Origin of the sequence: Gordonia effusa NBRC 100432 (assembly GCF_000241305.1) — a bacterium.
GTDB lineage: Bacteria > Actinomycetota > Actinomycetes > Mycobacteriales > Mycobacteriaceae > Gordonia > Gordonia effusa.
The window spans coordinates 15666-39456 of the sequence record NZ_BAEH01000046.1 but is presented as its reverse complement, the minus strand read 5'-3'; the positions used below and the strand labels follow the sequence as shown (position 1 = coordinate 39456).

Genomic DNA, 23791 nt, shown 5'->3' with positions numbered 1-23791 from the left:
GGTAGGTTGATCGCCATGAGCAAAGCAGTCGTGCCCGGTTCGTTTGATCCCTTTACCCTCGGTCACCGATATGTCGTGGAACGCGCGGCATCGAGGTTCGCCGAAGTAGTGGTTACGGTCGTGGTGAATCCCAATAAGCAGGGGATGTTTGGCGTGGCCGAGCGGTTGGAATTGATTGCGCAGGACTGTGCCGATCTGCCCAATGTTCGCGTTGACCAATGGACCGGTTTGTTAGTGGATTATCTCCGTCAGGAGTCGATCGACACCATCGTCAAAGGTCTGAGGTCGGAGACGGATTTCGCCTATGAGGTGCCGATGGCGCAGATGAATCGCGACCTCGCCGACGTCGAGACAATGTTCATGCTCACCGATCCGAAGTTCTCGCATGTATCGAGTTCGCTCGTTAAAGAAGTGGCCAAACTTGGCGGCGACGTCGAGCCATTCCTATCGGCGGAGATCTTCGCGCGTCTGTCGGCAAAGGTGACCGGCGAGCGTCAGGTCTGACTACGCAGACGCAACACACGACACGCCGACCCCAGGCGCCTCCCAAATCACATTAGTCACATTAGGCACAATGGGCCCATCAATCACACCGCCAGATTGGGGTAGCCGTGTACCGCGTATTTGAAGCTTTGGACGAACTCGTCGCGATCGTCGAGGAGGCGCGAAGTGTGCCGATGACGGCAGGCTGCGTCGTTCCGCGAGGTGATGTGCTGGAGTTACTTGACGACATCAAGGACTCCATCCCCGGCGAACTCGATGACGCGCAGGACGTTCTCGATCAACGTGACTCGATGATCGGCAATGCGCGTGACCATGCTGACAAGACGATCACCACCGCCGAGGCTGAGTCGACCGACATGGTCGCCCATGCACGCGCAGAGGCCGATCGCATCCTGGCAGATGCGAAGGCTCAGGCCGACCGTATGGTCGATGAGGCTGGCGCACATGGCAAGTCGCTTGTCGACGACGCCACTGAAGAGGCTCGGCGCCTCAGTCAGTCGGCTGCGCGCGAGTTCGAGGCGGTTACCGGACGGGCACGTGCCGAAGCGGCACGCACCATTGATTCGGCCAACAACACTTACGACAAGTCGGTCGCCGACGGCATCGCCGAACAGCAGCGTCTGGTTTCGGAGTCCGAGGTCGTCGTGGCATCGAAGTCCGAGGCAGACCGGATCATCGACGCGGCGCACGCTGAGGCTGACCGCCTGCGCGGCGATTGTGATGTCTACGTCGACGAGAAACTCGCGGACTTCGAGGAAGTGCTGACCGGGACCCTGCGGTCGGTGAACCGCGGTCGCCACCAGTTGCGAACCGGCGCCGGCATGCACGACTACGTCGAGTACCCCCGCAGCGTGGACGACGATGTTCGACGCGAGGATCCGGAGCGCTCTGTACTCGCGGGTTGATCGCGGCGCGTATCCTCTCCTTCGTGGCTGATCACACCGTTTACCCCAACAAGGGTTGCTTCACGATCGACATCCGCTCGCTCGGACGTCGACCCGGCAGCATGAGCGAAGTGCACCGCACCGTGTCCTCGCCGGACCGGATCGGGGCGCAGATGATCGGCATTCCCGCCGAAAGTGAGATCGATCTCGACCTCAGGTTGGAGTCGGTGTCGGAGGGTGTGCTGGTTACTGGCACCGTCAGTGGCGACACCGAGGGGCAGTGTTCGCGTTGCCTGGAGGCCGTCGAAGGCACGGTCAATGTTTTCCTTACCGAGCTGTTCGCGTATCCCGACAGTGAGACGGTGCAGACCACCGACGCCGACGAAGTATCGCGAATCGACGACGATCGAATCGACGTCGAACAGGCGGTGATCGACGCCGTCGGTCTGGAGTTGCCGCTCTCGCCCTTGTGTTCGGACGATTGTGCGGGACTGTGTCCCGAGTGTGGTGTCCGGCTGGCTACCGCGGAACCCGGACACGGCCACGACATCATCGACCCGCGCTGGGCGGGCCTGGCCGACAAGTTGTCCGATCTAAAAACACCAGAGAATTGAGGCGGGAGCACCCGTGACGGGCGTTGAGGAAAACCGCGTGACGGCACAGGGGCGCGATACCGTCGCATTGTTGGCCGCAGTCGGGGCGACGCTGTCGGATGACTTGATGAGGTTGGCGCTAACCCATCGCTCATACGCCTACGAGCATGGCGGCTTGCCGACCAATGAACGGTTAGAGTTCCTCGGCGACTCGGTTCTGGGCGTCGTTATCACCGAGAAGCTCTATGTGGACTTCCCGGATCGGCCCGAGGGTGAGTTGGCGAAGATTCGCGCCAGTGTCGTCAATGGTCATGCTTTGGCGAGTATCGCCCGCGGGTTGGGGCCCGGAGGTCTAGGACGGCACCTGTACCTCGGCAAAGGCGAGGAGATGACCGGCGGCCGCGACAAAGACTCGATTCTCGCCGACGGCCTCGAATCCCTTTTTGGCGCAATCTTTCTCGATCACGGTATAGACGAAGCCAAGCGAGTGATCGTCGGCCTTTTCGACGACGTCGTTCGTCGGGCCGGAGCACTCGGGGCGGGACTCGACTGGAAGACCTCGCTGCAAGAACTTGCCGCCGAGAAGTCGCTCGGACCACCGCAGTATCAGATAACCTCGTCGGGCCCCGACCATGACAAGGAATTCACCGCACTAGCGGTGGTCGGTGGACAGGGGCTGGGCCGCGGCGTCGGTCGCACGAAGAAAGAAGCTGAGCAACACGCGGCCGAAGCGGCGTGGCAACAGATCAGCGATCGGGACGCCCAGAAATGATCGTCGGGTTGTTGACCGCTGAGTGCGTCGATGCCTGAACTTCCCGAAGTCGAAACTATTCGGCGCGGAGTGCAGGACCACGTGGTTGGTCGCACGGTAACCGACGTCGAGGTATTTCATCCGCGAGCCATTCGTCGGCACGTGAGCGGGCCGGTCGACTTCGCAACTCGATTGCGCGGCAAGACATTTACCGCTGCCCGACGTCGGGGCAAGTACCTGTGGCTTGACGCGGTCGGGCCCGACGACGCGGTTGCCGCAGTGATTCACTTGGGGATGAGCGGTCAATTATTGGTTTCCGCAGGCGGCACCGACGACCCGAAGCACCTGCGAGTACGTCTGCAGCTGGACGGTGATCCGGCGGCCGGCGAATTGCGCTTCATCGATCAGCGGACTTTCGGCGGCTGGCACCTCGATGACTACGATCGAGACATCACCGCGGGTGTCGGCGACGCGGTGCCGGCCAGTATCGCGCACATCGCACCCGACCCCTTCGATCCGTTGTTCGACCGAAAAGCATTGCTGCGCAACATTTCCCGGCGCCATACCGAGATCAAACGGGCGTTGCTCGATCAGACTCTGATCTCTGGGGTCGGCAATATCTACGCCGACGAGTCGCTATGGCGGGCGAAACTGCACGGCAGGAGAGCGACCGACAAGATCAGCCGCGCCAAACTCGACGAACTCGTCGGGCATGTGATCAACGTGATGGCCGAGGCGATCGACGTCGGGGGAACGTCGTTCGACGAGCTGTACGTGAATGTGAACGGGCAGTCGGGGTATTTCGACCGGAGCCTGGATGCGTATGGGCGAGAAGGCGAGCCGTGTCGGCGGTGTGGCACACTGATCGTCCGCGAGCAGTTCATGAACCGAAGTTCGTTCTACTGCCCGCGCTGCCAGACTGTCCCTCGGCGTCGGTAGCTAGTTGACTCGCTAGCGCTTTCCCCTACGCGTTCCAAATGGGTCTGCTCCCGCTCGCACCTCAGGTCATCGCGAGCACCGCTGACGTGAGTACGAGAGCGACCGGACCACGTATCAACTGGCGAGCCATGCCCGGTGAGAACGACAGCCCGAAGAATGGATCGATCACCAGTACGCCGTCGTAGATGACGGGCGGACGCGTGGCCCGACGCAACACGGCGCCCGTGACGCCGATCGTCAGCACTGCGACACCGAGCCACGAGACCGACCAGGCGGAACCGACGATCACGCTCGCGATCGCCACGGCTGTCGCGGGTACAACCGCGTGCGCCGATGTCAGAAACCGGTCACTGCGACCTAGCGCGCATCGCAGAGCGGACGACTCGGCTAGTCGACAGAGACCGTCGGACACCGCGAGACCAGCGCAGTATGCTGCGACGGCGACGATCAGTGAACCACCCGCTGCGAACGTGAACGAGGTGCCGGTCAGCACTCCGACGCCGATCCACCCCGCCCAACGCAGCAACGCTGCCGGATGCCTGCCCAGACGCGTGACGTCGGCCGCCGCAAGCGTCGACCACCCCGCGGTCGCCGCACCGAGCACACCACCGGTCAGCCGCCGCGATCGCGCGATCGCGTGACGCGCCGACCACAGCTGCGTGCGGGCGCCGCCGAACCACGTGGTGTCCATCGTCGACGCCCCCAGAGTCAGGCTTGCGACGAGTCCGTCCGCGGGTGCGATCTCCGCGCGATGCAGGCGCGACGGTATCGCCGCCTCGGCAAGCGAACGACGGTTCCACACTGCGATTCCGCGCCGTCGCATCGATCGGACCGATTGCGCTCCAATGGGGATCGCGATCGCTCCGACCGTCCCCAGAGCGCACGCTACGACGACGACCGGCCACCTATCGGGCGCGACGGCGACGAGCGCGCCCGCAATCGTCGCCATCGACAGCACCGCCGCTGCGACCGCCCGGGACAGTGCCGTGCGGATCAACGGACTCCGGGGCGACGGACCGCTCGCGCGCCACCGGGCGGTTGCGCGGTCGATCCGCACCGGCCCCCACAGCCGGAGCGCATACCCGACGCCGCAGGCCGCGAGGAGCCCGGCCGCCGCCAGCACGACGACAGCGGCGCCCGTACCGGCGACGTCCAGCGACACCACTCGCCCCAGTACCGACGGCCGAACCACCCCGCCGTAATAGAAGACGAGATAGGTGAGGGACAGTCCGAGCAGATACCGGTCCTCGCCGCTCACCGCGCATCTCCGGCCTGCAGGCTCAGGTCCACGACGACGTCGGCCGCCTCGGCCAGCATCGGACTGTGAGTCGCTGCCAGAACGGCGGCTCCCCGGTCGGTGGCGCGCGCGATGCAGCTCGCCACCCAGTCCTGCCCGGCGGCGTCGAGCCCACGTTCGGGCTCATCGAATATCACCAGCTGTGCCGGTCGCCAGAACGCCGCCACGAGCGCGAACCGCTGTCGCTGACCGGTGGACAGTGTGTGCGGGAATCGGTCCGCGAGGTCGCCGAGACCGGCGTCGGCGAGGACGTCTGCGATACGGTCGTCGGTGCGCGGTGGCGACATCCGGTGTGCGGCGGTGAGTAGCCGCAGATGCTCGCCGACGGACAAGTCGGTGAAGACCGCGTCGTCACCGAGTTCCGCAGCGACCGCCGCTCGGAACGCGGGGTCGGCGTCGTCGGGACGCAGACCGTCGACGGTGATCGTGCCCGCGTCCAGCGGACCGTCGCCCGCGATGCATCGCAGCAGCGTCGACTTGCCTACGCCGTTCGGACCGACCACGACGCCGAAGCGTCCGGCATCGAGGTCGAGCGAGAGATTGTTGAAGAGAACATGATCGCCCAGCGCACGCCGGGCAGAGCTGATGTGCAGCATGAAAGAGACTCCGAACAGGTCGAGTTCATCGGGGCAACGAGAGCACCCGACCCTGCACGGAGCGGGGTCAGGCGGCGACGAACTGCGACGTCGGGGCTCGGGGCGCACGAGGGCCCCGGATGAAAGCATCGAGCTGAGCGTGTAGCGGTTCGCTACGTGGGCCAGGTGGTTTCGGCGGCGCGAAGACGGGAGGACGTATGAGCCATGTGATGTATCGGGCCCGCTCGGGCGACGACGCTCCGACGCCGACGACGATTGCGGTGCCCACAACTGCGATGCATATCGCGGGAAGAAGCGCATGCGGTGCGGCGTCGGACGCGCGCCACACTGTCGGCCCGAGCAATAGGACGACCGGGAGCGCGATTGTCAGCCAATAGGTCGGCGCTGCCAGAGTGTGATGACGTTGGGGTTCGGTCATGATCACTCCTCTCGCCGCGTCGGGATGTCGGACGTAGCCAACCTACCCGCTCCAAACATTGTGGTCTGAGGCTCACCCTCGCAATTGGATTCGCCGTACTCTCCGAGGGGGAGGCCTGGGAGCGAAGATGTCGTCGGGTTTTGACGGCGTCCCGGAGCGGTGGGTAGGTACCAAGCGTTTGTATTCATCCCGGGATGGTGCAGAACACCTCGATCAGGCTGGTACTCGTTTGATGCGCTCTACGTGAACGTCAACGGGGAGTCCGGGTATTTCGATCGGAGTCTGCCGCGATCCTCCGTGGAACAATCCTCACCCCTCCGTGTTGAATAGTCCTATGACGGAATTGTGGGTGCAGCGCACCGGAACTCGCCGCTACACGGGTCAGAGCTCGCGCGGCGCGGAGGTCTTGATCGGATCGGAAGATGTCGAGGGCGTCTTCACCCCGGGCGAACTTCTGAAGATCGCACTTGCGGCTTGTACTGGTATGTCGTCGGATCGTCCGCTTTCGCGTCGCCTTGGCGACGACTACGACGCCACGGTTCGCGTCAGCGGCGCGGCCGACCGGGAAAACGAGCTCTATCCTCGCCTCGACGAGATCCTGCAAGTCGATATGTCTGAACTCGACGCCGAGGCCGTCGAACGGTTACTCGTAGTGGTCGAACGTGCCGTCGACCGCGTCTGCACCGTCGGCCGTACGTTGAAAGCCGGAACCGAAGTCACTCTCGCCATCGAAACGGACTAGCCATTATGTCGGCGTCGCATATTCGGATGACGGCCTTCGTCCACGGACATGTGCAGAGCGTCGGATTCCGCTGGTGGACCCGCTCGCGAGCGCTCGAACTGGGACTGGTCGGCTATGCGGCCAACCAACGCGACGGTCGGGTTCTCGTCGTCGCCGAGGGCGCGCGCGAATCGGTCGACGCACTCCTGGCCGCCCTGCGATCGGGCAACACACCCGGACGTGTCGATGCGGTGATCGAACGCTTCGATGATGTCCGCGGCGATTTGACCGGCTTCGTCGAGAAATAGGCTCGCGGGCGAGCCTCCAGCGCACCTGCCCGATGCCGCGCCTTGGTCCGGGGCGATCAGGGCCAACGGGTAATCTGTACGGTCGTGCACCTCAAAAGCCTGACCCTGAAAGGGTTCAAGTCGTTTGCGTCGTCGACGACGCTGCGCTTCGAACCCGGGATCACGGCCGTGGTGGGTCCGAACGGCTCGGGTAAATCCAATGTCGTCGACGCGTTGACCTGGGTGATGGGGGAGCAAGGGGCCAAAGCGCTGCGCGGCGGAAAGATGGAAGACGTCATCTTCGCCGGAACGTCGGGCCGCCCGCCGTTGGGCCGCGCTGAGGTCACTCTCACCATCGACAACTCGGACGGCGCGTTGCCGATCGAATACTCCGAGGTATCGGTTACTCGTCGCATGTTCCGTGACGGTGCGGGCGAATACGAGATCAATGGCAATTCCTGCCGCTTGATGGATGTGCAGGAGTTGCTCAGCGACTCGGGTATCGGCCGCGAAATGCACGTCATCGTCGGGCAGGGGCGTCTGGCGGCGATTCTCGAATCGCGACCCGAGGATCGCCGGGCCTTCATCGAAGAGGCAGCCGGTGTGCTCAAACACCGCAAACGCAAAGAAAAGGCGGTCCGCAAACTCGACGGTATGCAGGCCAACCTGGCCCGCCTGACCGACCTCACCACCGAACTGCGACGCCAGCTCAAGCCGCTCGGTCGCCAGGCCGAGGTCGCTCGTCGAGCTCAGACCGTCCAGGCGGATCTGCGCGACGCCAAGCTCCGGCTGGCCGCCGACGATCTGGTGACGCGCCGCAGCGAGATGGCCGAGCAGACCGCCGAAGAGGACATGCTCCGTGCGCAACAGGATGAGGTAGCCGCCCACCTCGATGCGTTCACCCAGGAACTTACCGAACACGAGACACATCTACAGCAGGTCATTCCCGCCGCAACCGCTGCCAGCCAGGGCTGGTTTCGGTTGTCGGCGTTGGCCGAACGCGTCGATGCGACCATCCGCATCGCCGCTGATCGTAGTCGCTATCTGAGCGAGTCGAGCGCCCGTCAGTCCGGCACCGATCCCGAAGTTCTGGACAGCCAAGCCGACGAGGCGGCGCTACACGAAGCCGAATTGGCGGCAGCGGTCGAAATGGCCATGGAGGTTCTCGAAAGCGCGAAACTCGAACTGACAGAACGAGAATCGGCGGCGGTAGACGCCGAGCGCGCACATAGCGCGGCGATCGCCGCGGTCGCCGACCGCCGAGAAGGCTTGGCGCGCTTGGAAGGGCAACTGACGACGCTGCGCACCAGGGCCGATTCCGTTGGCGCGGAAGTGGATCGACTGACGACCGCTATCGCCGCCGCGCGAGATCGCGCCGCTGCCGCTTCACTGGAGATGGAGGCGGTGACCGCCCGCGTCAGCGAGTTCGAGAGTTCTGAGCAAGGCCTCGACGAGCACCACGAACGCTCGGTCAGCGCTCTGGAGAGCGCGAATGAGCGAGTCGCCACCCTGCAGGCGCAGGAGCGCGAAACCGAACAGCGTGTCGCGTCGCTCACCGCTCGTATCGAAGCCCTGGCCGTCGGGTTGGAGCGCGGCGACGGCGGCGCCTGGCTAATGGAGAACGGTGCCTCCGGACTGGTGGCGCCCCTATCCGAATTGCTGACTGTTACAACGGGTTTCGAGACAGCGATCGCTAGTGCGCTAGGTCCTGCGGTCGACGCGATCGCCACTGTCGACGCGCTGGCCGCGGTCCGCGCATTGGCAGCCCTCAAAGAAGGCGACGGTGGCCGGGCTGCCTTAATCGTCGGAGGGCTGCCGGTCCGCGAGCGCACGCGTCCTTCACTCGCGGCCGGTGGCCGTTGGGCGACTGACCTCGTCACCTGCCCGGATTCGGTTGTCGGTGCCGTCGACGTGCTGCTCGGCTCGGTGGCGGTCGTCGAAACCGCCGACGACGCACTAGCTGTTGTCGCCGCACACCCCGACGTCCTCGCGGTTACTCGCGACGGAGATCGAGTCGGAGCAGCGACTGTCGATGGTGGTTCGTCGCACCGACAGTCCACTCTCGAAGTGCAATCCGCAATCGACACTGCCACAACCGAACTCGCCGAGGCTCGCCATCGCGTCGAAGAAATTCGCGCTGCACTGGCTGGCGCGCTTGTCGAGCAGGAGCAGCGGGTCGATGCCGCCGAAGAAGCGCTCGCGGCGCTGCACGAGTCGGACTCCACCCTCGGTGCCGCCTACGAACAACTTGCTCGCCTCGGCCACGACGTTCGTGCGGCCGAAGACGAAGCGGCACGATTAAATCGCCAGCGCGACAACGCATCTGAGGGTCACGCCGAGACCATCGCGAAGATCGCGACCGCTGAGGAAGACGTACTGATGGCGCAGGCAGTCGCCGACGATCCCGATGCGGTCGAACTGCCCGGCACGGTGGATCGCGAAGCAGCGGCTGCGGCCGTTGCCATCGCACGCGGCACAGAGATGGAATCACGGCTGACGCTACGCACCGCCGAAGAACGGTTGGCGTCGGTCCGGGGCAAGGCTGATTCACTGCGCCGAGCCGCCCGCAATGAGCGTGAGTCACGGGAGCGGGCGCGTCGGGCCGACGAAGCACGACGACAAGGAGCTGCCGTCGCATCCGCCGTAGCGACCTCCGGGGAGCAGGTTGCCAATCGTCTCGCCGCTGCGGTTGCCGACGCACAGGCCACCCGTGATCGACTCGAACAGATCCGCGTCGAGCGCACCGAGGCACTTAATCTCGTCAAGGAAAAGGTGTCGTCGCTGACCGCCCAGCTTGATGCACTCCGCGACACCGTGCACCGCGACGAGGTCGCGAAGGCGCAAGCGGCGTTGCGCATCGAACAACTCGAGGAGCAGATTCTCGAGTCGTATGCGATCGCCCCCGACGATCTGGTCGCCGAGTACGGACCGGATGTGCCGATGCCCCCATCGGCGCTGGAGATCAGCGAATACGAGGACGCCAAGGCACGAGGCGAACTCGTTGTAGCGCCGGCACCGATGCCATACGACCGGCCGACGCAAGAGGCACGCGCGAAGAAGGCGCAGAAGGACCTCAATACGCTCGGCAAGGTCAACCCGCTCGCCCTCGAAGAGTTCGCGGCGCTAGAGGAGCGGTACAACTTCCTGTCCGCGCAGCTCGAAGACGTCAAAGCGGCACGCGCCGATCTACTCGCCGTCGTCGAAGATGTTGATGCCCGGATTCTTCAGGTGTTCACCGATGCCTACGCCGACGTCGAGCGCGAATTCACCCAGGTGTTCGCGACACTGTTCCCCGGTGGTGAGGGGCGTCTGCTACTCACCAATCCGAGCGACATGCTGACCACCGGCATCGAAGTTGAAGCGAGGCCGCCGGGTAAGAAGGTCAAGCGACTGTCATTGCTGTCCGGTGGCGAGAAGTCACTCACCGCGGTGGCCATGCTCGTGGCAATCTTCCGCGCCCGCCCATCTCCGTTCTACGTTATGGACGAGGTGGAGGCGGCGCTCGACGACACCAACTTGCGACGTCTGATCACCCTGTTCGAGCAGCTGCGCGAAAAGTCGCAGTTGATAGTCATCACCCACCAGAAGCCGACGATGCAAGTGGCTGACGCACTGTATGGCGTGAGTATGCGCGGCGACGGGATCACAACGGTGATCTCGCAGCGCCTACGCGGCGTCGACCTCGCGGTACCGGTCACCGAGTAACCGCGCCCGCGCGGTCAAGTGCCCCTGCCGAGCGCGGGCGATCGCGAATCAGCGAGGATTGTTCTATGAACAGCTACCTCATCATCGGCATCGTGGTCGCCGTCGTTGTGTTGATCGCCCTGGTCACGCTTGGCCTGGTGCTGTCGCGACGTCGTCGAATCTCGTTGTCCGACAACACGACTCCCGCCGTCGGCGATGACGCCACAGCTCAGCTCGACAAGTCCGGCGGGTATGAAACCAACACCGGTTTCAGCTTCAGCCAGGGGCCCGGAACAGCGGTCGCCGAGCCGCCGGCCAAGCCGACCACTCCCGAGCCGCCCAAGGTTATCGAAAAGCCGCTGCCTGAACCGGTGGTCGAAGCGCCCGTTGCTGACGAGCCGGTTGCTGAATCGCCGACTGTCGAAGAACCCGTTGTCGAAGAACCCGTCACCGATGAGTCGGTAGTCGAGGAACCGGCCGCTGCGGTGCCCACAGTCGACGAGCCGATCGAGGATTCCGAGCCAGCAGTCGCTGAACCGGTCGCAGAAGAGCCCGCAGCCGAAGAACCCGCTGTCGAGGAGCCTGCGGTTCCAGACCACGAGCCCGCGGTCGAACCAGAGACCGTCGCCGCGCCGGTCACCACCGAACCAGAGCCGCAGCTTGATGAAATCGAGCCGACCGCCGGACGTCTTTCCCGGCTGCGCGGTCGGTTGTCGCGGTCGCAGGGTGCGATCGGTAAAGGTGTGCTCGGTCTGCTCGGCGGCGGCGATCTCGACGAGGACTCCTGGGAGGAAATCGAGGACACGCTGCTGATGGCTGATCTTGGAACCGCGTCGACGATGGCTGTCGTCGAGAAACTACGGACCGAATTGGCCGCGAATAGTGTCCGCAGCGCCGACGACGCCCGCGCGCTCTTGCGGCGCGTACTCGTCGAACAACTGCATCCCGACCTGGATCGGTCGGTACGTGCGCTCCCGCACGACGATCATCCGTCGGTCATCCTGGTCGTCGGGGTGAACGGCACCGGCAAGACCACGACCACCGGCAAGCTGGCGCGAGTGCTGGTCGCCGACGGGCGCCGAGTTCTACTCGGCGCGGCTGATACGTTCCGAGCGGCTGCGGCCGACCAGCTGCAGACCTGGGGTGAACGCGTGGGTGCCGACATCGTGCGCGGTAAGGAGCAGGCCGATCCCGCATCGGTAGCCTTCGACGCGGTCGCCACCGGTATCGATCGCGGAGTCGACGTCGTAATGATCGACACCGCCGGACGCCTGCACACCAAGACCGGTCTCATGGACGAACTCGACAAGGTCAAGCGCGTCGTGGAGAAGAAGGCCAAAGTCGACGAGGTGCTATTGGTCCTCGACGCCACTGTCGGGCAGAACGGATTGGTCCAAGCACGGGTGTTCGCCGAGGTCGTCGACATCACGGGCGTTGTGCTGACCAAACTTGACGGAACGGCGAAGGGCGGCATCGTCTTCCACGTCCAAGAAGAACTTGGCGTTCCGGTGAAACTGGTCGGACTCGGTGAAGGCGCCGACGATCTCGCCCCGTTCGAACCGGGGGCCTTCGTCGACGCTCTCCTTTAGTTCGCACGTCAAAGCGTTTCTGCGGGCGGCCAGCGAATCGATGATGTGAGACCGACGTCTCTGCGGCGTTACCTGCGCGCAACAAAAATCGGCAATTGGTTCACACGGCAGAAACGCGGGTGCACCACCACCGAAACTCCACGACGACAGTCTTTTGAGCAAGCACCGACCCCCGTCCGGTGCGTCGCTCAAGGAGGTTTCCGACCGTGGATGTGGCTCAAACTGTGCTGGCTTTGCCGCCCGAATCATTTGGCGTGCCAGACTCCGGCGATACTGCCTGGATAATCATGAGTGCGGCATTGGTTCTGCTAATGACGCCTGCTCTCGCGTTTTTCTATGGCGGTTTATCGCGAGGCAAATCCGTGCTGAATATGATGATGATGTCCTTCGGGGCCATCGCCACCATCAGCGTCGTCTACGTACTGTGGGGCTTTTCGATGTCCTTCAGCAACGGGATAACCGGCGAGGACGACATTTGGGGGATCTTCGCAAATCCGTTCTCGCTCTTCGGTTCTGACCAACTGACCGAAACTACCGAGGTCGGCGGAGCGACCCACGTTGTCACCGGCGGGCTTACCATCCCGTCGACGGTGTTCCTGGCCTTCCAGCTCACCTTCGCGGTGATCACGGTCGCGCTGATCTCGGGCGCAATCGCCGAGCGAGTGAAATTCTCCACCTGGCTGGTCTTCACCGTGTTGTGGGCGACCATCGTCTACTTCCCGCTGTCACACATGGTCTGGGGCGGCGGCATCATGTCCAAGGCCGAACATGGATTCGCTTCGTGGATGTTCGGGTCCGAGGATGGCGCCGCTAAGGTCGCTCCGATCGACTTCGCCGGCGGAACCGTGGTCCACATCAATGCCGGTATGGCCGGGCTGGTGCTGGTACTGATCATCGGCAAGCGACTTGGCTTCGGTAAGACCGCATTCCGTCCGCACAACATCCCATTCGTCATGCTGGGTGCGGCGCTGCTGTGGTTCGGCTGGTTCGGGTTTAACGCTGGCTCGGAGCTGGCGGCCGACGCTACCGCCGGTCTGGTGTGGATCAACACGACGGCCGCGACGGCAGCCGCGATGATCGGCTGGCTGGCGGTGGAATGGATCCGCGATCGTCATCCCACCAGCGTGGGCGCGGCGTCCGGTGTTGTCGCCGGCCTGGTTGCAATCACTCCTGCATGTGGTGCGTTGACTCCGGTCGGATCGTTGGGACTGGGTGTTATCGCCGGCGTCCTCGCGGCCTTGGCCGTCGGACTCAAGTCCAAGCTGGGCTACGACGACTCGCTCGATGTCGTCGGTGTGCACTTGGTCGCGGGACTCTGGGGAACAGTCGCCATCGGACTGTTCGCCAAGGAGACCGGCCTGTTCTACGGCCACGATCTCAAACAACTCGCGGTCCAGGTCGTCATCGCACTGTTCGCGCTGGTGTTTACCGGCGTGCTTACCGCGGTCATCGCACTCGCACTCAAGCCGCTTGGCTGGCGCGTCAGCTCTGACGAGGAAGCCCAGGGCATCGATGAGTCCGAACACGCGGAAACCGCGTACGAATATGCCTAGCGCATCACCTATCCGGCTACTGACTACGCTGAATCGTGTGGAGAGGACTAACTAACTCATGAAGCTCATCACCGCAATCGTCAAACCGTTCACCCTGGAGGACGTCAAAGCTGGATTGGAGCAGGCCGGCATTGTCGGCATGACGGTCAGCGAAGTCCAAGGCTATGGAAGGCAGAAAGGCCACACCGAGGTATACCGCGGCGCGGAATACTCGGTGGACTTCGTGCCGAAGGTGCGAGTCGAGGTCGTCGTCGATGACGCCGCTGTGGACCGGGTAGTCGACGTCATCGTCGAAGCCGCGCGCACCGGCAAGATTGGCGACGGCAAGGTCTGGGTCTCTCCGGTTGACTCGGTGGTGCGCGTGCGTACCGGCGAGCGTGGAGCAGAGGCGCTGTAAGACAACAACATTCTTCGAGCCGAGAGGGCAACTTCGGTGACTACATCCCCAATCGGCTCGGCGAAGGATCTGACGATCGCCCGCCGTAATCTGTTGGAGCGCAACGCGAGTGGCAAGCTCGATGCTCCCGGAGTGCGGCGGGCGCTCGGCGATCTCTACGAGTTCTGGTTGGCCGCCAAGGCAACCGAACTCGGAATAACTGAACGCAGTGGATTCGCGATCGTCGCCGTCGGTGGCCTCGGTCGCCGGGAAGTCGTGCCGTATTCGGATCTCGATCTGATCCTCCTGCACGACGACATGAATCCCGATCGGGTCGCCGAGGTGGCCGACGGGCTCTGGTATCCGTTGTGGGACGCCAACATTGGTCTCGACCACAGTGTTCGCACCGTGCCGCAGGCGTTGGCCGTGGCTCGTGAAGACGTCAGTGCCGCACTCGGCATGACCGAAGCGCGGCACATCGTCGGCGACGAAGATCTGTCGTCGTTGCTCATCGGTGGCACCCGTCAACAGTGGCGGACCGAGATCAGACGCCGACTGCCCGAAGTGATCGCCCACGCTCAGGGGCGTTGGCAACGCGCGGGTGACATCGCGCACCGCACCGAACCTGATCTGAAAAACGGTCGCGGTGGACTCCGGGATGTGCAGCTTCTCTCGGCACTCGCGCTTGGTCAGCTAACCGACGGCATGGGCTCGCTGCGGGCCGATTCTCCGGGCGCCGCACCGCAATTGGCGTATGCGCGCCTCCTCGACATTCGTACCGAGTTACACCGGATAGCCGGGCGCGCCCGCGAGCAGGTACGGGCACAGGATGCCGACGAGATCGGTGCCGCGCTACGTGTTGGCGATCGATTCGACCTATCGCGGGTCATCAGTGACGCGTCGCGAACCATCACCTATTCCCTCGAAGTCGGCATCCGCACGGCGTCGAATGCGGTGCCCCGACGTAGCCTCGCAGCGCTGCGGCGGACGCCGATCAGGCGTCCCCTCGATGAGGGTGTCGTCGAACATCACGGCGAAATCGTATTGGCGCGCAACGCTATTCCTAGTCGCGACCCCGGCTTGGTGCTGCGCGTCGCCTCGGCGTCGGCGCGCACCGGTCTGCCGATCCGCGCATCGACCTTGGGGCGGCTCGCTGACTTCGCTCCGGAGTTACGCGCACCATGGTCGGCCGAAGCACGAGAAGACCTATTGGGACTCTTGTCCACCGGCCATCGGATTCTGGGGCCGATCGAAGCGCTCGATCGCACCGGGCTGTGGGGACGCCTATTGCCCGAATGGGGCGCGGTACGTGATCTCCCGCCGCGCGATGCCATCCACACGTGGACTGTCGATCGCCATCTGGTGGAGACCGTCGCGTACGCGGCGACCATGACCACACGGGTATCGCGACCGGATTTGCTGTTGCTCGGTGCGCTCATCCACGATCTCGGCAAGGGCCGCGAAGCAGACCATAGTGTCGTTGGTGCTGAGCTCGCAGTCGCCATCGGCCAGCGGATGGGGTTGTGGCCGCAGGACACGGAAACGTTAGCCGCGATAGTCCGGCATCACCTGCTACTCCCGCAGATCGCGACACGTCGCGACCTCGCCGATCCGGCAACCGCGGCCGAGGTTGCCTACAAGCTCGGACACGATCGCCAACTCCTCGAACTTCTGTCGGTACTCGCCGAGGCGGATTCGCGCGCCACCGGCCCCGGCGTATGGGGCGACTGGAAGGCATCGCTCATCGCCGAACTAGTCCGACGGACCGGTGCGCTGATCGAAGGCGAGACGTCGATGGAGCCAGCGGAACTGACGGCGGAACAGCGGCACCTTGCCGAAACCGGAGGTTTCGCGGTCACCCTCGTGCAGGCTCCCGATGGTCCGCATACCTACCTAGTGACGATGGTTGCGCCGGATGGGTTGGGCTTGCTGTCGAGGATGGCAGGCGTGCTGGCACTGAGTGGGTTGCGGGTGCTGGCCGCGACAATCGCTGGGCATGCCGGCAGCGCGATAAATACCTTCCGGGTGGTGCCGCGGTTCGGCGAGCCGCCCCAGGACGTCGTGCTGCGCCAGCAATTGATTTCGGCTGTGCAGGGTAAAACCGACGTCGCGGCCCGGCTCGCCGAGCGAGCGGCGGCCGAAGAAGCAAGTCGGGCTGGTGTCGACAAAACTGAGGGCCTACCGGCGCTATTCGGCGTCGCACCGTCACGGGTGACCTGGTCGGAGCCGCACTCCGACGTCGTCGTGATGGAATTGCGCGCCGCCGATGCGGTCGGATTGTTGTGCAAGGTGACCGCGATTATCGAGCGGCGAGGTGGGGAAGTGGTGTGGGCCAAGGCAATCACCTTGGGCGGCACGGTGGTGGACACCTTCGGGTTACGACTGACCGGCGGAGCCGATGCCGCCAAAGAGCGGATCGAGAAGGACGTGATCGCGGCTACCACGCCACTGTCGGTTCCATCGGCTCCCGATCAGGAGACCACAGAGCGACACTGACGGCACCGCGGACCAAGCGCTCACGTAGCCTAGGGGAATGTTTGATTCGCTGTCCGACCGCTTGACCGGCGTACTTTCTGATCTGCGGGGCAAGGGGCGCCTCTCCGACGCCGACATCGACCGGACCTGCCGGGAGATCCGGCTGGCACTCCTCGAAGCTGATGTCGCGCTGCCGGTTGTACGCACCTTCATCGCCAAGATCAAGGAGCGCGCGAAAGGGGCGGAAGTTTCCGGCGCGCTCAATCCCGCCCAGCAGGTCGTCAAGATCGTCAACGAAGAACTCGTCGGCATTCTCGGCGGCGAGACCCGACGTATTTCGTTGGCTAAAACACCGCCGACGGTCATCATGCTGGCCGGTCTGCAAGGTGCCGGTAAGACGACTCTGGCCGGAAAACTTGGCAATTGGTTGATCAAGCAGGGCCACACGCCGCTCCTGGTCGCGTGTGATCTCCAGCGTCCGGGAGCGGTTTCGCAGCTACAGATCGTCGGCGAGCGCGCTGGCGTTCCGGTGTTCGCTCCGCATCCGGGGACCAGCGTCGGCGGCGAGGGAGCGCTGGGGGTCAGTTCCGGCGATCCAGTCGCCGTCGCACGCGCGGGCGTCGAGCAGGCTCGGGCTGATCAGCGCGACGTGGTCGTGATCGACACCGCCGGGCGACTTGGCCTCGACGACGAGTTGATGCGTCAGGCGTCTGACATTCGTGCCGCGACTGAGCCGGATGAAGTGCTGTTCGTCGTCGACGCGATGATCGGTCAGGACGCGGTGACCACTGCCGAGGCATTCCAAAGCGGCGTGGGATTCACCGGCGTGGTGCTGACCAAACTCGACGGTGATGCGCGCGGCGGTGCGGCTCTCTCGGTGCGCGAAGTCACCGGACAGCCCATCATGTTCGCGTCGTCGGGCGAGAAGCTCGATGACTTCGACGTCTTCCACCCCGACCGGATGGCCAGCCGGATCCTCGGTATGGGTGACGTGCTTTCGCTCATCGAGCAGGCTGAAACCCATTGGGACGCACAGCAAGCCGAGGAAGCCGCGCAGAAGATCGTCGGCGGCGACCTCACTTTGGAAGACTTCCTCGAACAAATGCTGATGATCCGGAAGATGGGTCCGATCGGCAATATCCTCGGCATGCTGCCCGGTGCCGGTCAGATGAAGGATGCCCTGGCTGCTGTCGATGACAGCCAACTCGATCGAGTCCAGGCGATTATTCGGGGTATGACTCCCGCTGAGCGGGCCAACCCGAAGATAATCAACGCCTCGCGCCGGATGCGTATCGCCAACGGTTCGGGTGTCACGGTCACCGATGTCAACCAGCTTGTCGATCGGTTCTTCGAGGCCCGCAAGATGATGGCGCAGATGTCCGGGCGGATGGGCATGGGCGGCGTCAATCGCAAGTCAAACCGGAAAAACAAGGGCAAAGGTAAGAAGGGGCGCGGAAAGAATCGCGGCCCAACGCCGCCAAAGGCGCGCGGTGGTTTCCCGGGAATGCCGGGCATGCCCGCGGGTTTCCCGGATCTGTCGAATATGCCCGCCGGCCTCGACGAATTGCCACCCGGCCTGCAGGGGATTGACCTCAACGACCTCGACGTGTCGAAGTTCGCGCCGAAGAAGAAGTAGCGCAACACTTTTGGCCGGAGGTTGAGATCGATGACCGTCACCGACACTAGCGTGCGCCACTACCGCGGGCGTGATCCGTTCACCGATGAACCGCTCGAGTTGTGGGTTCACGAGGGTGTCATCTCTCGCGAATCAGTCGCCGACGCAGTTACCGTCGCAGACGATGCCTGGTTAATTCCCGGACTGGTCGATGCCCACAATCATGTCGGTATCGCGCCGGGGCTCGGGGTCACTATCGAGCAGGCCCGGGCATCGGCCTACCTCGACGCCAAGGCGGGCACGCTACTGATCCGCGAGGTCGGCTCGCCACTGGATACTCATCCCCTCGACTCGGATCCGTTGTGCCCCAGGTTTATTCGATCTGGAAAACATATCGCACGCCCCAAACGGTATCTGCGCGACTATGGCGTCGACTTGGATGATCCCAATGAGTTGGCCGCCGAGGTCGCCCGTCAAGCGGCAGCCGGTGATGGTTGGGTCAAGATCGTCGGGGACTGGATCGACCGCGACGTCGGCGATTTGGCACCGTTGTGGACGTCGTCGCAGTTATCCGCAGCGGTAGCCGCCGCCCACGACGCTGGCGCCAGGATCACCGCGCATGTGTTCGGGACCGCGGCGCTCGACGATCTGATCGACGCCGGCGTCGACTGCATCGAACATGGCACCGGTCTGCGTCCCGACCACATCGATCGATTGGTGGAAGAGTCGATTGCATTGGTGCCCACCATGATTCAGGTGGAGAACTTCCCGTCTATCGCCGACGGTGCCGACCGGTTTCCGACCTATCAGGCAAATATGCGCGCGCTATACACGGGTGCGCGCGACATCTTCGGTGCGGCGCGTGAGGCCGGGGTACAGATGTACGCGGGCACCGACGCCGGCGGTTTTGTCGGGCACGGCCGGATCGTCGATGAGGTCGAGGCGATGACGGCGCTGGGGTTCGGGATGCGCGAGGCATTGTGGCAGGCGAGCGTCGCGCCACGGCGTTGGCTGGGTGCTGGATTGCTCGACGATGGAGATCGCGCGGATTTCTTAGTACTCGATGCTAATCCGATTGTCGATCCGTCGGCTCTGCGTCGGCCGACCGCAGTCGTAAGTTCGGGCGAGGTCCTGGCCTGAACGGATGCCGGAACACGAACTGGCCGTCTTGGGAAGGGGAAGTGTTACCTGGTAGTCGGCTGTATTGACAGAATCTTCGCGCGTGAATATTCCTATTGGCGGCACCACAACACGGTGGTAATATCACTCCTCAGCGTTGCGGGGCCGGGTGCGGAGTCTTTGGGGGGAACCACGAGGTGCGCCCGGGCCGTCGATTCCATGACCGCAGTTGAAGTCGGCGTCAACGTTAGTGTGGTTACCCCGCGTGGGGTGGGGTAACCACACATCAACCCATCGCATTTAGGTTTCTGACGCTCGGTCTGGCACAATTACCTGCTGGTTCGTCGGTTGCGGTTACGTGCCGCCCGACGGTCACACCACAAGTAACGCAAAACCGGGCCCGCCAGCTGGCGGCGTCGCTGAATTGCGCCGTGACCAAAGAGGAAATATGGCTGTAAAAATTAAGCTCACTCGTCTGGGCAAGATCCGTAATCCGCAGTACCGCATCGTCGTCGCCGACTCGCGTACCCGTCGCAACGGTCGCGCCATCGAGACCATCGGCAAGTACCACCCGAAGGAAGAGCCGAGCCTCATCGAGGTCGATTCCGAGCGCGCGCAGTACTGGCTGGGTGTCGGTGCACAACCGACCGAGCCTGTCGCCGCGATCCTCAAGGTGACCGGTGACTGGCAGAAGTTCAAGGGCCTGCCCGGCGCCGAGGGCACGCTGAAGGTCAAGGAGCCCAAGGCAAGCAAGCTCGACCTGTTCAACGCTGCGCTGGCCGCCGCCGACAACGAGCCGGTCGCCGCTGCGACCACCGAAAAGAAGAAGAAGGCCGCCAAGAAGGACGAGGCCGCCGACGAAGCCAAGGCCGACGAGCCTGCCGCAGAGGCCGCCGAGGGTGACAAGGGCGACGCGTGAGTGCTGTCGTCGCTGATGCCGTCGAACACCTCGTTCGCGGCATCGTTTCCAACCCCGACGACGTCCGCGTTGAGATGATCACCGGACGTCGCGGCCGAATGGTCGAGGTACATGTGCACCCCGATGATCTCGGCAAGGTGATCGGCCGCAATGGCCGCACCGCTACCGCGCTGCGCACCCTGGTGGGCGGCATCGGCGGTCGTGGCGTCCGTGTCGACATCGTCGACACTGATCGCTGAGCTTTTAGAGGCCTGCCAGGTGGATCTCGTCGTCGGACGTGTGGTGAAATCCCACGGCATACGTGGCGAGATGGTCGTTGACGTCCGGACCGATGATCCGGACACCCGATTCGCGCCGGGGACAAAGCTTCGCGGTCGCGCACCGCGTGGTGGCGGCGAGCAGACGTATACGGTGACAGCCGCCCGGAATCATTCCGGGCGGCTGCTGCTGTCGTTGAACGAAATCGCCGACCGAGATTCTGCCGACGCTATGCGCGGCGTGCTGTTCCTGATCGACACCACGGATGTGTCGTCGGGTGATGATCCAGACGAGTTCTACGATCACGAACTCGAAGGCGTTGACGTCGTGACTGTCGACGGCGCCAACGTTGGCGCCGTGGAATCGGTTTTGCATCTGGGCGCATCGGATTTGCTTTCGGTGCGCGCCACCGATGGCAGGGAGATTCTGATTCCCTTCGTCGCCGAGATAGTTCCCGAAGTTTCGACCGCACGGATCGTCATCGATCCTCCCGACGGTCTGCTCAATCCCGAGCAATGGTGACGTAGATGTTCACGATTGACGTCGTCTCTATCTTTCCGGAGTATCTGGAACCGTTGCGAGTTGCGTTGTTGGGCAAGGCAATTGATCGCGGACTGGTAGACGTTTCGGTTCATGATCTGCGTGAGTGGACCTCCGATGTGCACCGTAGCGTCGACGATTCGCCCTATGGCGGCGGCCCGGGGATGGTGATGAAACCCGACGTGTGGGGACCGTGCCTGGACGACGTATGCCCCGACGATGCGTTGCTAGTCGTTCCCACGCCGGCGGGCGTTCCCTTTACCCAAGCTACAGCGCAGCGGTGGAGTAATGAATCGCATCTCGTTTTCGCATGCGGGCGGTACGAGGGCATCGACCAGCGCGTCGTCGACGATGCCGCGCGGCGGGTACGCGTCGAAGAAGTTTCCATCGGTGACTTCGTGTTGATCGGCGGCGAGGTCGCGGTACTCGCGATGGTTGAAGCTACGGTCCGACTGATTCCCGGAGTGCTGGGCAATCCGGCATCACATCAGGAGGACTCGTTCTCCGACGGTCTCCTCGAAGGTCCGTCCTATACGCGTCCGGAAACCTGGCGCGGCCTGTCGGTGCCGCCCGTCCTGCTCAGCGGTGATCACGCGAAGGTGGCGCAATGGCGCCGCGAGCAGTCGGTGGCGCGTACCACCGAACGCCGGCCAGATCTGTTGTAGCGCAGAGATTTTACGCCGGATCGTCGAGTGCCGCGTCGAGCTTGCGAGGCGCGGTGTATCGAGACGCGGCGAGCCGACGTTGCCAACTTGCCGCCACGCGTACGAGATCACTGGAATTCAAGAGCGCTCTATCGTCGGTATCCGCAACCGATCGTCAGCGAAATCTGTTGTAACGCAGACTTTTTGCGCATATCTTGGGCGTGAGTCCGCAAGGCGTGGCACTGTTTCCCGAAGAGGTCAAGGGGGAGCGACGTTGGATGGACAACGATTGCGCGCGGAATTGTCGCGTCAGCGGGCTGAACTAGATCGAATTGCTCAGGCAGTGCAGTGTCTGACCGCCGACGCGACTAGCCGCGACCAACTGGTGTCGGTACATATCAACGCCCGTGGGTTGCTGACCGAGCTGCGCATCGAGCCTGCGGCACTTCGCCGCTATCGCGCTGACCAGCTCGCGGCCGAGATCGTGAGTCTGGTCGGGCTCGCAGACAAGAAAATTGCCACGATACGGAACCAAACGATCGCCGCCACCGTCCAATCCTTGAGCGACTATTCAGGTGCTCAGGAGGGGTGATGATGTCGGCGAATCCGATGGTTGTTCACGATGCGACCGAATGGCAATCGGTGGCCGATCGGGCCGCCGCGCTTCGCGATGACGTTTCCGTGCTCGCCGACGGTGTCGCGGCTATCGGCCGCGACGGGACGTCCATCATCGACGGTCTCGTTGCCGGGCGGGCGGGCATGGCGACGCTAATCGATACTCTGGTCGCCACGTTGCGATCATGCGTCGGGAAGCTGGGCGAATACACCCGGAACGTCGCGACCTCGGGCCGGCGAATCGCTGCGGCCGACGGCGAGTATCACCCGCCGATAGCGGCGCACCCTGGGCCGTCACATTCGTGGAAAACCCTTGGTGCGCCGATGGATTCGCCAACGGTCGCCGAAGATGACCTGCCGCCGACGATTGTCGACACATTATGTCCGGGCGTGTGGCCGACAGTTGACGTCGCGGGGCTGCGACTGTTCGCCACAGCACTACGTCTCGACGCACAGCACCTCGCGGCTGCGGCGGATCGGATTGCGCCATCGATGGTGTTCTCGCGGGGACGAGCTACTGACGCGATGGTCGAGCGCGGCGGCACACTTGCCGGTTGCCACGTCATCGGCGACGCGGTGCGATCGCTGGGCATCGTCGCAGATGCGTCAGATGCCCATGCCGATGCGGCGTCGATGACGCGGGACGAGATGCGAACCATCGCGGCGCGAGTGGATACCGATCACGCTCGCGGTCGAGTGTTTGCCGCGCTCGGGGCGGAACCGGCATTGGTGGAGCCAGCAGCAGCCGGGCGCTTGGCCCTAGCGGCTGCGGGTGAGGATTATCGCGCGAAAGTCGACGACGTGGGACGACGGCATATCGATCAACTGAGTAACCCTGGCGCGAGCGCCGCGGCTCCCTCTGGTCTGCTCGGCGGGCTTGGTGCCACCGACGGCGCGCGGGCGCTCGACGTCTCACGCCGTCGCGCGCGGCGCGAATCTGCACCGGTGAATACAACTGAGATCCGACGTCGCGCCGGCGAACTGGCCCAGCGGCTGCCCGCTGAAATCGCCGTGCGGATGGCTGTCGGTCTTCTGGTGACCGAGGCGGGCGGGGAGCTGATCGCAACCGCGACCAGCGACGACCACGACTATCTGCGTCCCGGCATTACCGTCTCCGGTAGTGAATGGTTCGTCGGGCGTGGGGGCGCTCCCGAACTCGCCTTACTCGGTCTAGGTGCACAATCGGGGGCGCGACTGGTAGCCATCGCCTGGACTACTCCGCCACCGGAATCGGTGCGAGAAACACTGACTGCTCACCAGGTGAAAGTCGCGGAATAGGCATCCCGCGGCCGATTTCGCCTCGGCCGGGGTTTCTGGCACAATAGACGGGTTGCTCGGAGCCGCACACTCTATGGTGTGCCGCCTGGGTTGCGCACTGAATCGGAGCACGAACCGGTCGACGCCCACTGCATCG

General features: G+C 63.8%; 23 protein-coding genes. 20 read left to right on the top strand and 3 right to left on the bottom strand.

The window, feature by feature from the left end:
• Positions 1-15: 15 nt before the first annotated feature.
• The 5 genes from coaD (at position 16) to mutM (ending at position 3671) form a co-directional block, all read left to right on the top strand.
• Complete coding sequence (gene coaD, locus GOEFS_RS08145; protein WP_007317421.1) at positions 16-504, top strand: pantetheine-phosphate adenylyltransferase; 489 nt, start codon at positions 16-18, stop codon at positions 502-504.
• 107 nt (positions 505-611) lie between these two features.
• Positions 612-1409 (top strand): DivIVA domain-containing protein, encoded by a 798-nt coding sequence (locus GOEFS_RS08140; protein ID WP_040524752.1) that lies wholly within the window; start codon positions 612-614, stop codon positions 1407-1409.
• Positions 1410-1432: 23 nt separating this feature from the next.
• Positions 1433-2002 carry a YceD family protein gene (locus tag GOEFS_RS08135; RefSeq protein WP_245549791.1) on the top strand — a complete coding sequence of 190 codons (570 nt, stop codon included), beginning with the start codon at positions 1433-1435 and terminating at the stop codon, positions 2000-2002.
• Between the two features lie 37 nt (positions 2003-2039).
• The gene (gene rnc / locus GOEFS_RS08130; RefSeq protein WP_040524774.1) at positions 2040-2753 is read left to right on the top strand and encodes a ribonuclease III; all 714 of its coding nucleotides are present in this window, start codon (positions 2040-2042) and stop codon (positions 2751-2753) included.
• 30 nt (positions 2754-2783) lie between these two features.
• On the top strand, positions 2784-3671 hold the full coding sequence (gene mutM / locus GOEFS_RS08125; protein WP_007317417.1) for a bifunctional DNA-formamidopyrimidine glycosylase/DNA-(apurinic or apyrimidinic site) lyase: 888 nt from the start codon (positions 2784-2786) through the stop codon (positions 3669-3671).
• 61 nt (positions 3672-3732) lie between these two features.
• On the opposite strand, the gene GOEFS_RS08120 is transcribed toward mutM, so the two are convergent.
• The 3 genes from GOEFS_RS08120 to GOEFS_RS08110 all read right to left on the bottom strand — a co-directional run bounded on the left by GOEFS_RS08120 (position 3733) and on the right by GOEFS_RS08110 (position 5982).
• Entirely contained in the window at positions 3733-4929 is a 1197-nt protein-coding gene (locus GOEFS_RS08120; RefSeq protein ID WP_007317416.1) for a DUF6297 family protein, read from the bottom strand.
• Positions 4926-5564, bottom strand: a complete 639-nt coding sequence (locus GOEFS_RS08115) for an ABC transporter ATP-binding protein (RefSeq protein ID WP_007317415.1) — start codon at positions 5562-5564, stop codon at positions 4926-4928. The genes GOEFS_RS08120 and GOEFS_RS08115 overlap by 4 nt, the downstream gene beginning before the upstream one ends.
• A 67-nt stretch (positions 5565-5631) precedes the next feature.
• Positions 5632-5982 (bottom strand): hypothetical protein, encoded by a 351-nt coding sequence (locus GOEFS_RS08110; protein WP_007317414.1) that lies wholly within the window; start codon positions 5980-5982, stop codon positions 5632-5634.
• A 334-nt stretch (positions 5983-6316) separates the two neighbouring features.
• Here GOEFS_RS08110 and GOEFS_RS08105 point away from each other — a divergent pair, with 334 nt between their 5' ends.
• From GOEFS_RS08105 to GOEFS_RS08035, 15 genes are all read left to right on the top strand, one after another.
• Positions 6317-6724, top strand: a complete 408-nt coding sequence (locus GOEFS_RS08105) for an OsmC family protein (protein ID WP_007317413.1) — start codon at positions 6317-6319, stop codon at positions 6722-6724.
• Positions 6725-6729: 5 nt separating this feature from the next.
• A complete protein-coding gene (locus GOEFS_RS08100) occupies positions 6730-7011 on the top strand; it encodes an acylphosphatase (RefSeq protein ID WP_007317412.1) in 282 nt (93 codons plus the stop codon).
• An 84-nt stretch (positions 7012-7095) separates the two neighbouring features.
• On the top strand, positions 7096-10695 hold the full coding sequence (gene smc, locus GOEFS_RS08095; protein ID WP_007317411.1) for a chromosome segregation protein SMC: 3600 nt from the start codon (positions 7096-7098) through the stop codon (positions 10693-10695).
• 65 nt (positions 10696-10760) lie between these two features.
• A complete protein-coding gene (gene ftsY, locus GOEFS_RS08090) occupies positions 10761-12263 on the top strand; it encodes a signal recognition particle-docking protein FtsY (protein WP_007317410.1) in 1503 nt (500 codons plus the stop codon).
• 206 nt (positions 12264-12469) lie between these two features.
• Positions 12470-13816: an ammonium transporter gene (locus tag GOEFS_RS08085; RefSeq protein WP_007317409.1), complete on the top strand. Its 1347-nt coding sequence runs from the start codon at positions 12470-12472 to the stop codon at positions 13814-13816.
• A gap of 58 nt (positions 13817-13874) precedes the next feature.
• Entirely contained in the window at positions 13875-14213 is a 339-nt protein-coding gene (locus tag GOEFS_RS08080; RefSeq protein WP_007317408.1) for a P-II family nitrogen regulator, read from the top strand.
• A gap of 36 nt (positions 14214-14249) precedes the next feature.
• Positions 14250-16688: a [protein-PII] uridylyltransferase gene (locus tag GOEFS_RS08075; RefSeq protein WP_007317407.1), complete on the top strand. Its 2439-nt coding sequence runs from the start codon at positions 14250-14252 to the stop codon at positions 16686-16688.
• Between the two features lie 37 nt (positions 16689-16725).
• Positions 16726-18303 carry a signal recognition particle protein gene (gene ffh / locus GOEFS_RS08070; protein WP_007317406.1) on the top strand — a complete coding sequence of 526 codons (1578 nt, stop codon included), beginning with the start codon at positions 16726-16728 and terminating at the stop codon, positions 18301-18303.
• A 30-nt stretch (positions 18304-18333) separates the two neighbouring features.
• Positions 18334-19422, top strand: a complete 1089-nt coding sequence (locus tag GOEFS_RS08065; RefSeq protein WP_007317405.1) for an amidohydrolase family protein — start codon at positions 18334-18336, stop codon at positions 19420-19422.
• 427 nt (positions 19423-19849) lie between these two features.
• Positions 19850-20320 (top strand): 30S ribosomal protein S16, encoded by a 471-nt coding sequence (gene rpsP / locus GOEFS_RS08060; RefSeq protein WP_007317404.1) that lies wholly within the window; start codon positions 19850-19852, stop codon positions 20318-20320.
• The gene (locus GOEFS_RS08055; protein WP_007317403.1) at positions 20317-20559 is read left to right on the top strand and encodes an RNA-binding protein; all 243 of its coding nucleotides are present in this window, start codon (positions 20317-20319) and stop codon (positions 20557-20559) included. Before rpsP ends, GOEFS_RS08055 begins: the two co-directional genes overlap by 4 nt.
• 19 nt (positions 20560-20578) lie before the next feature.
• Positions 20579-21100: a ribosome maturation factor RimM gene (gene rimM, locus GOEFS_RS08050; RefSeq protein ID WP_007317402.1), complete on the top strand. Its 522-nt coding sequence runs from the start codon at positions 20579-20581 to the stop codon at positions 21098-21100.
• A 5-nt stretch (positions 21101-21105) separates the two neighbouring features.
• Positions 21106-21783 carry a tRNA (guanosine(37)-N1)-methyltransferase TrmD gene (gene trmD, locus GOEFS_RS08045; protein WP_007317401.1) on the top strand — a complete coding sequence of 226 codons (678 nt, stop codon included), beginning with the start codon at positions 21106-21108 and terminating at the stop codon, positions 21781-21783.
• A gap of 253 nt (positions 21784-22036) precedes the next feature.
• Positions 22037-22354 (top strand): YbaB/EbfC family nucleoid-associated protein, encoded by a 318-nt coding sequence (locus GOEFS_RS08040; RefSeq protein WP_040524749.1) that lies wholly within the window; start codon positions 22037-22039, stop codon positions 22352-22354.
• Positions 22354-23655, top strand: coding sequence for a hypothetical protein (locus GOEFS_RS08035; RefSeq protein ID WP_007317399.1), 1302 nt, complete (start codon positions 22354-22356; stop codon positions 23653-23655). The genes GOEFS_RS08040 and GOEFS_RS08035 overlap by 1 nt, the downstream gene beginning before the upstream one ends.
• The last annotated feature ends 136 nt before the right edge of the window (positions 23656-23791 follow it).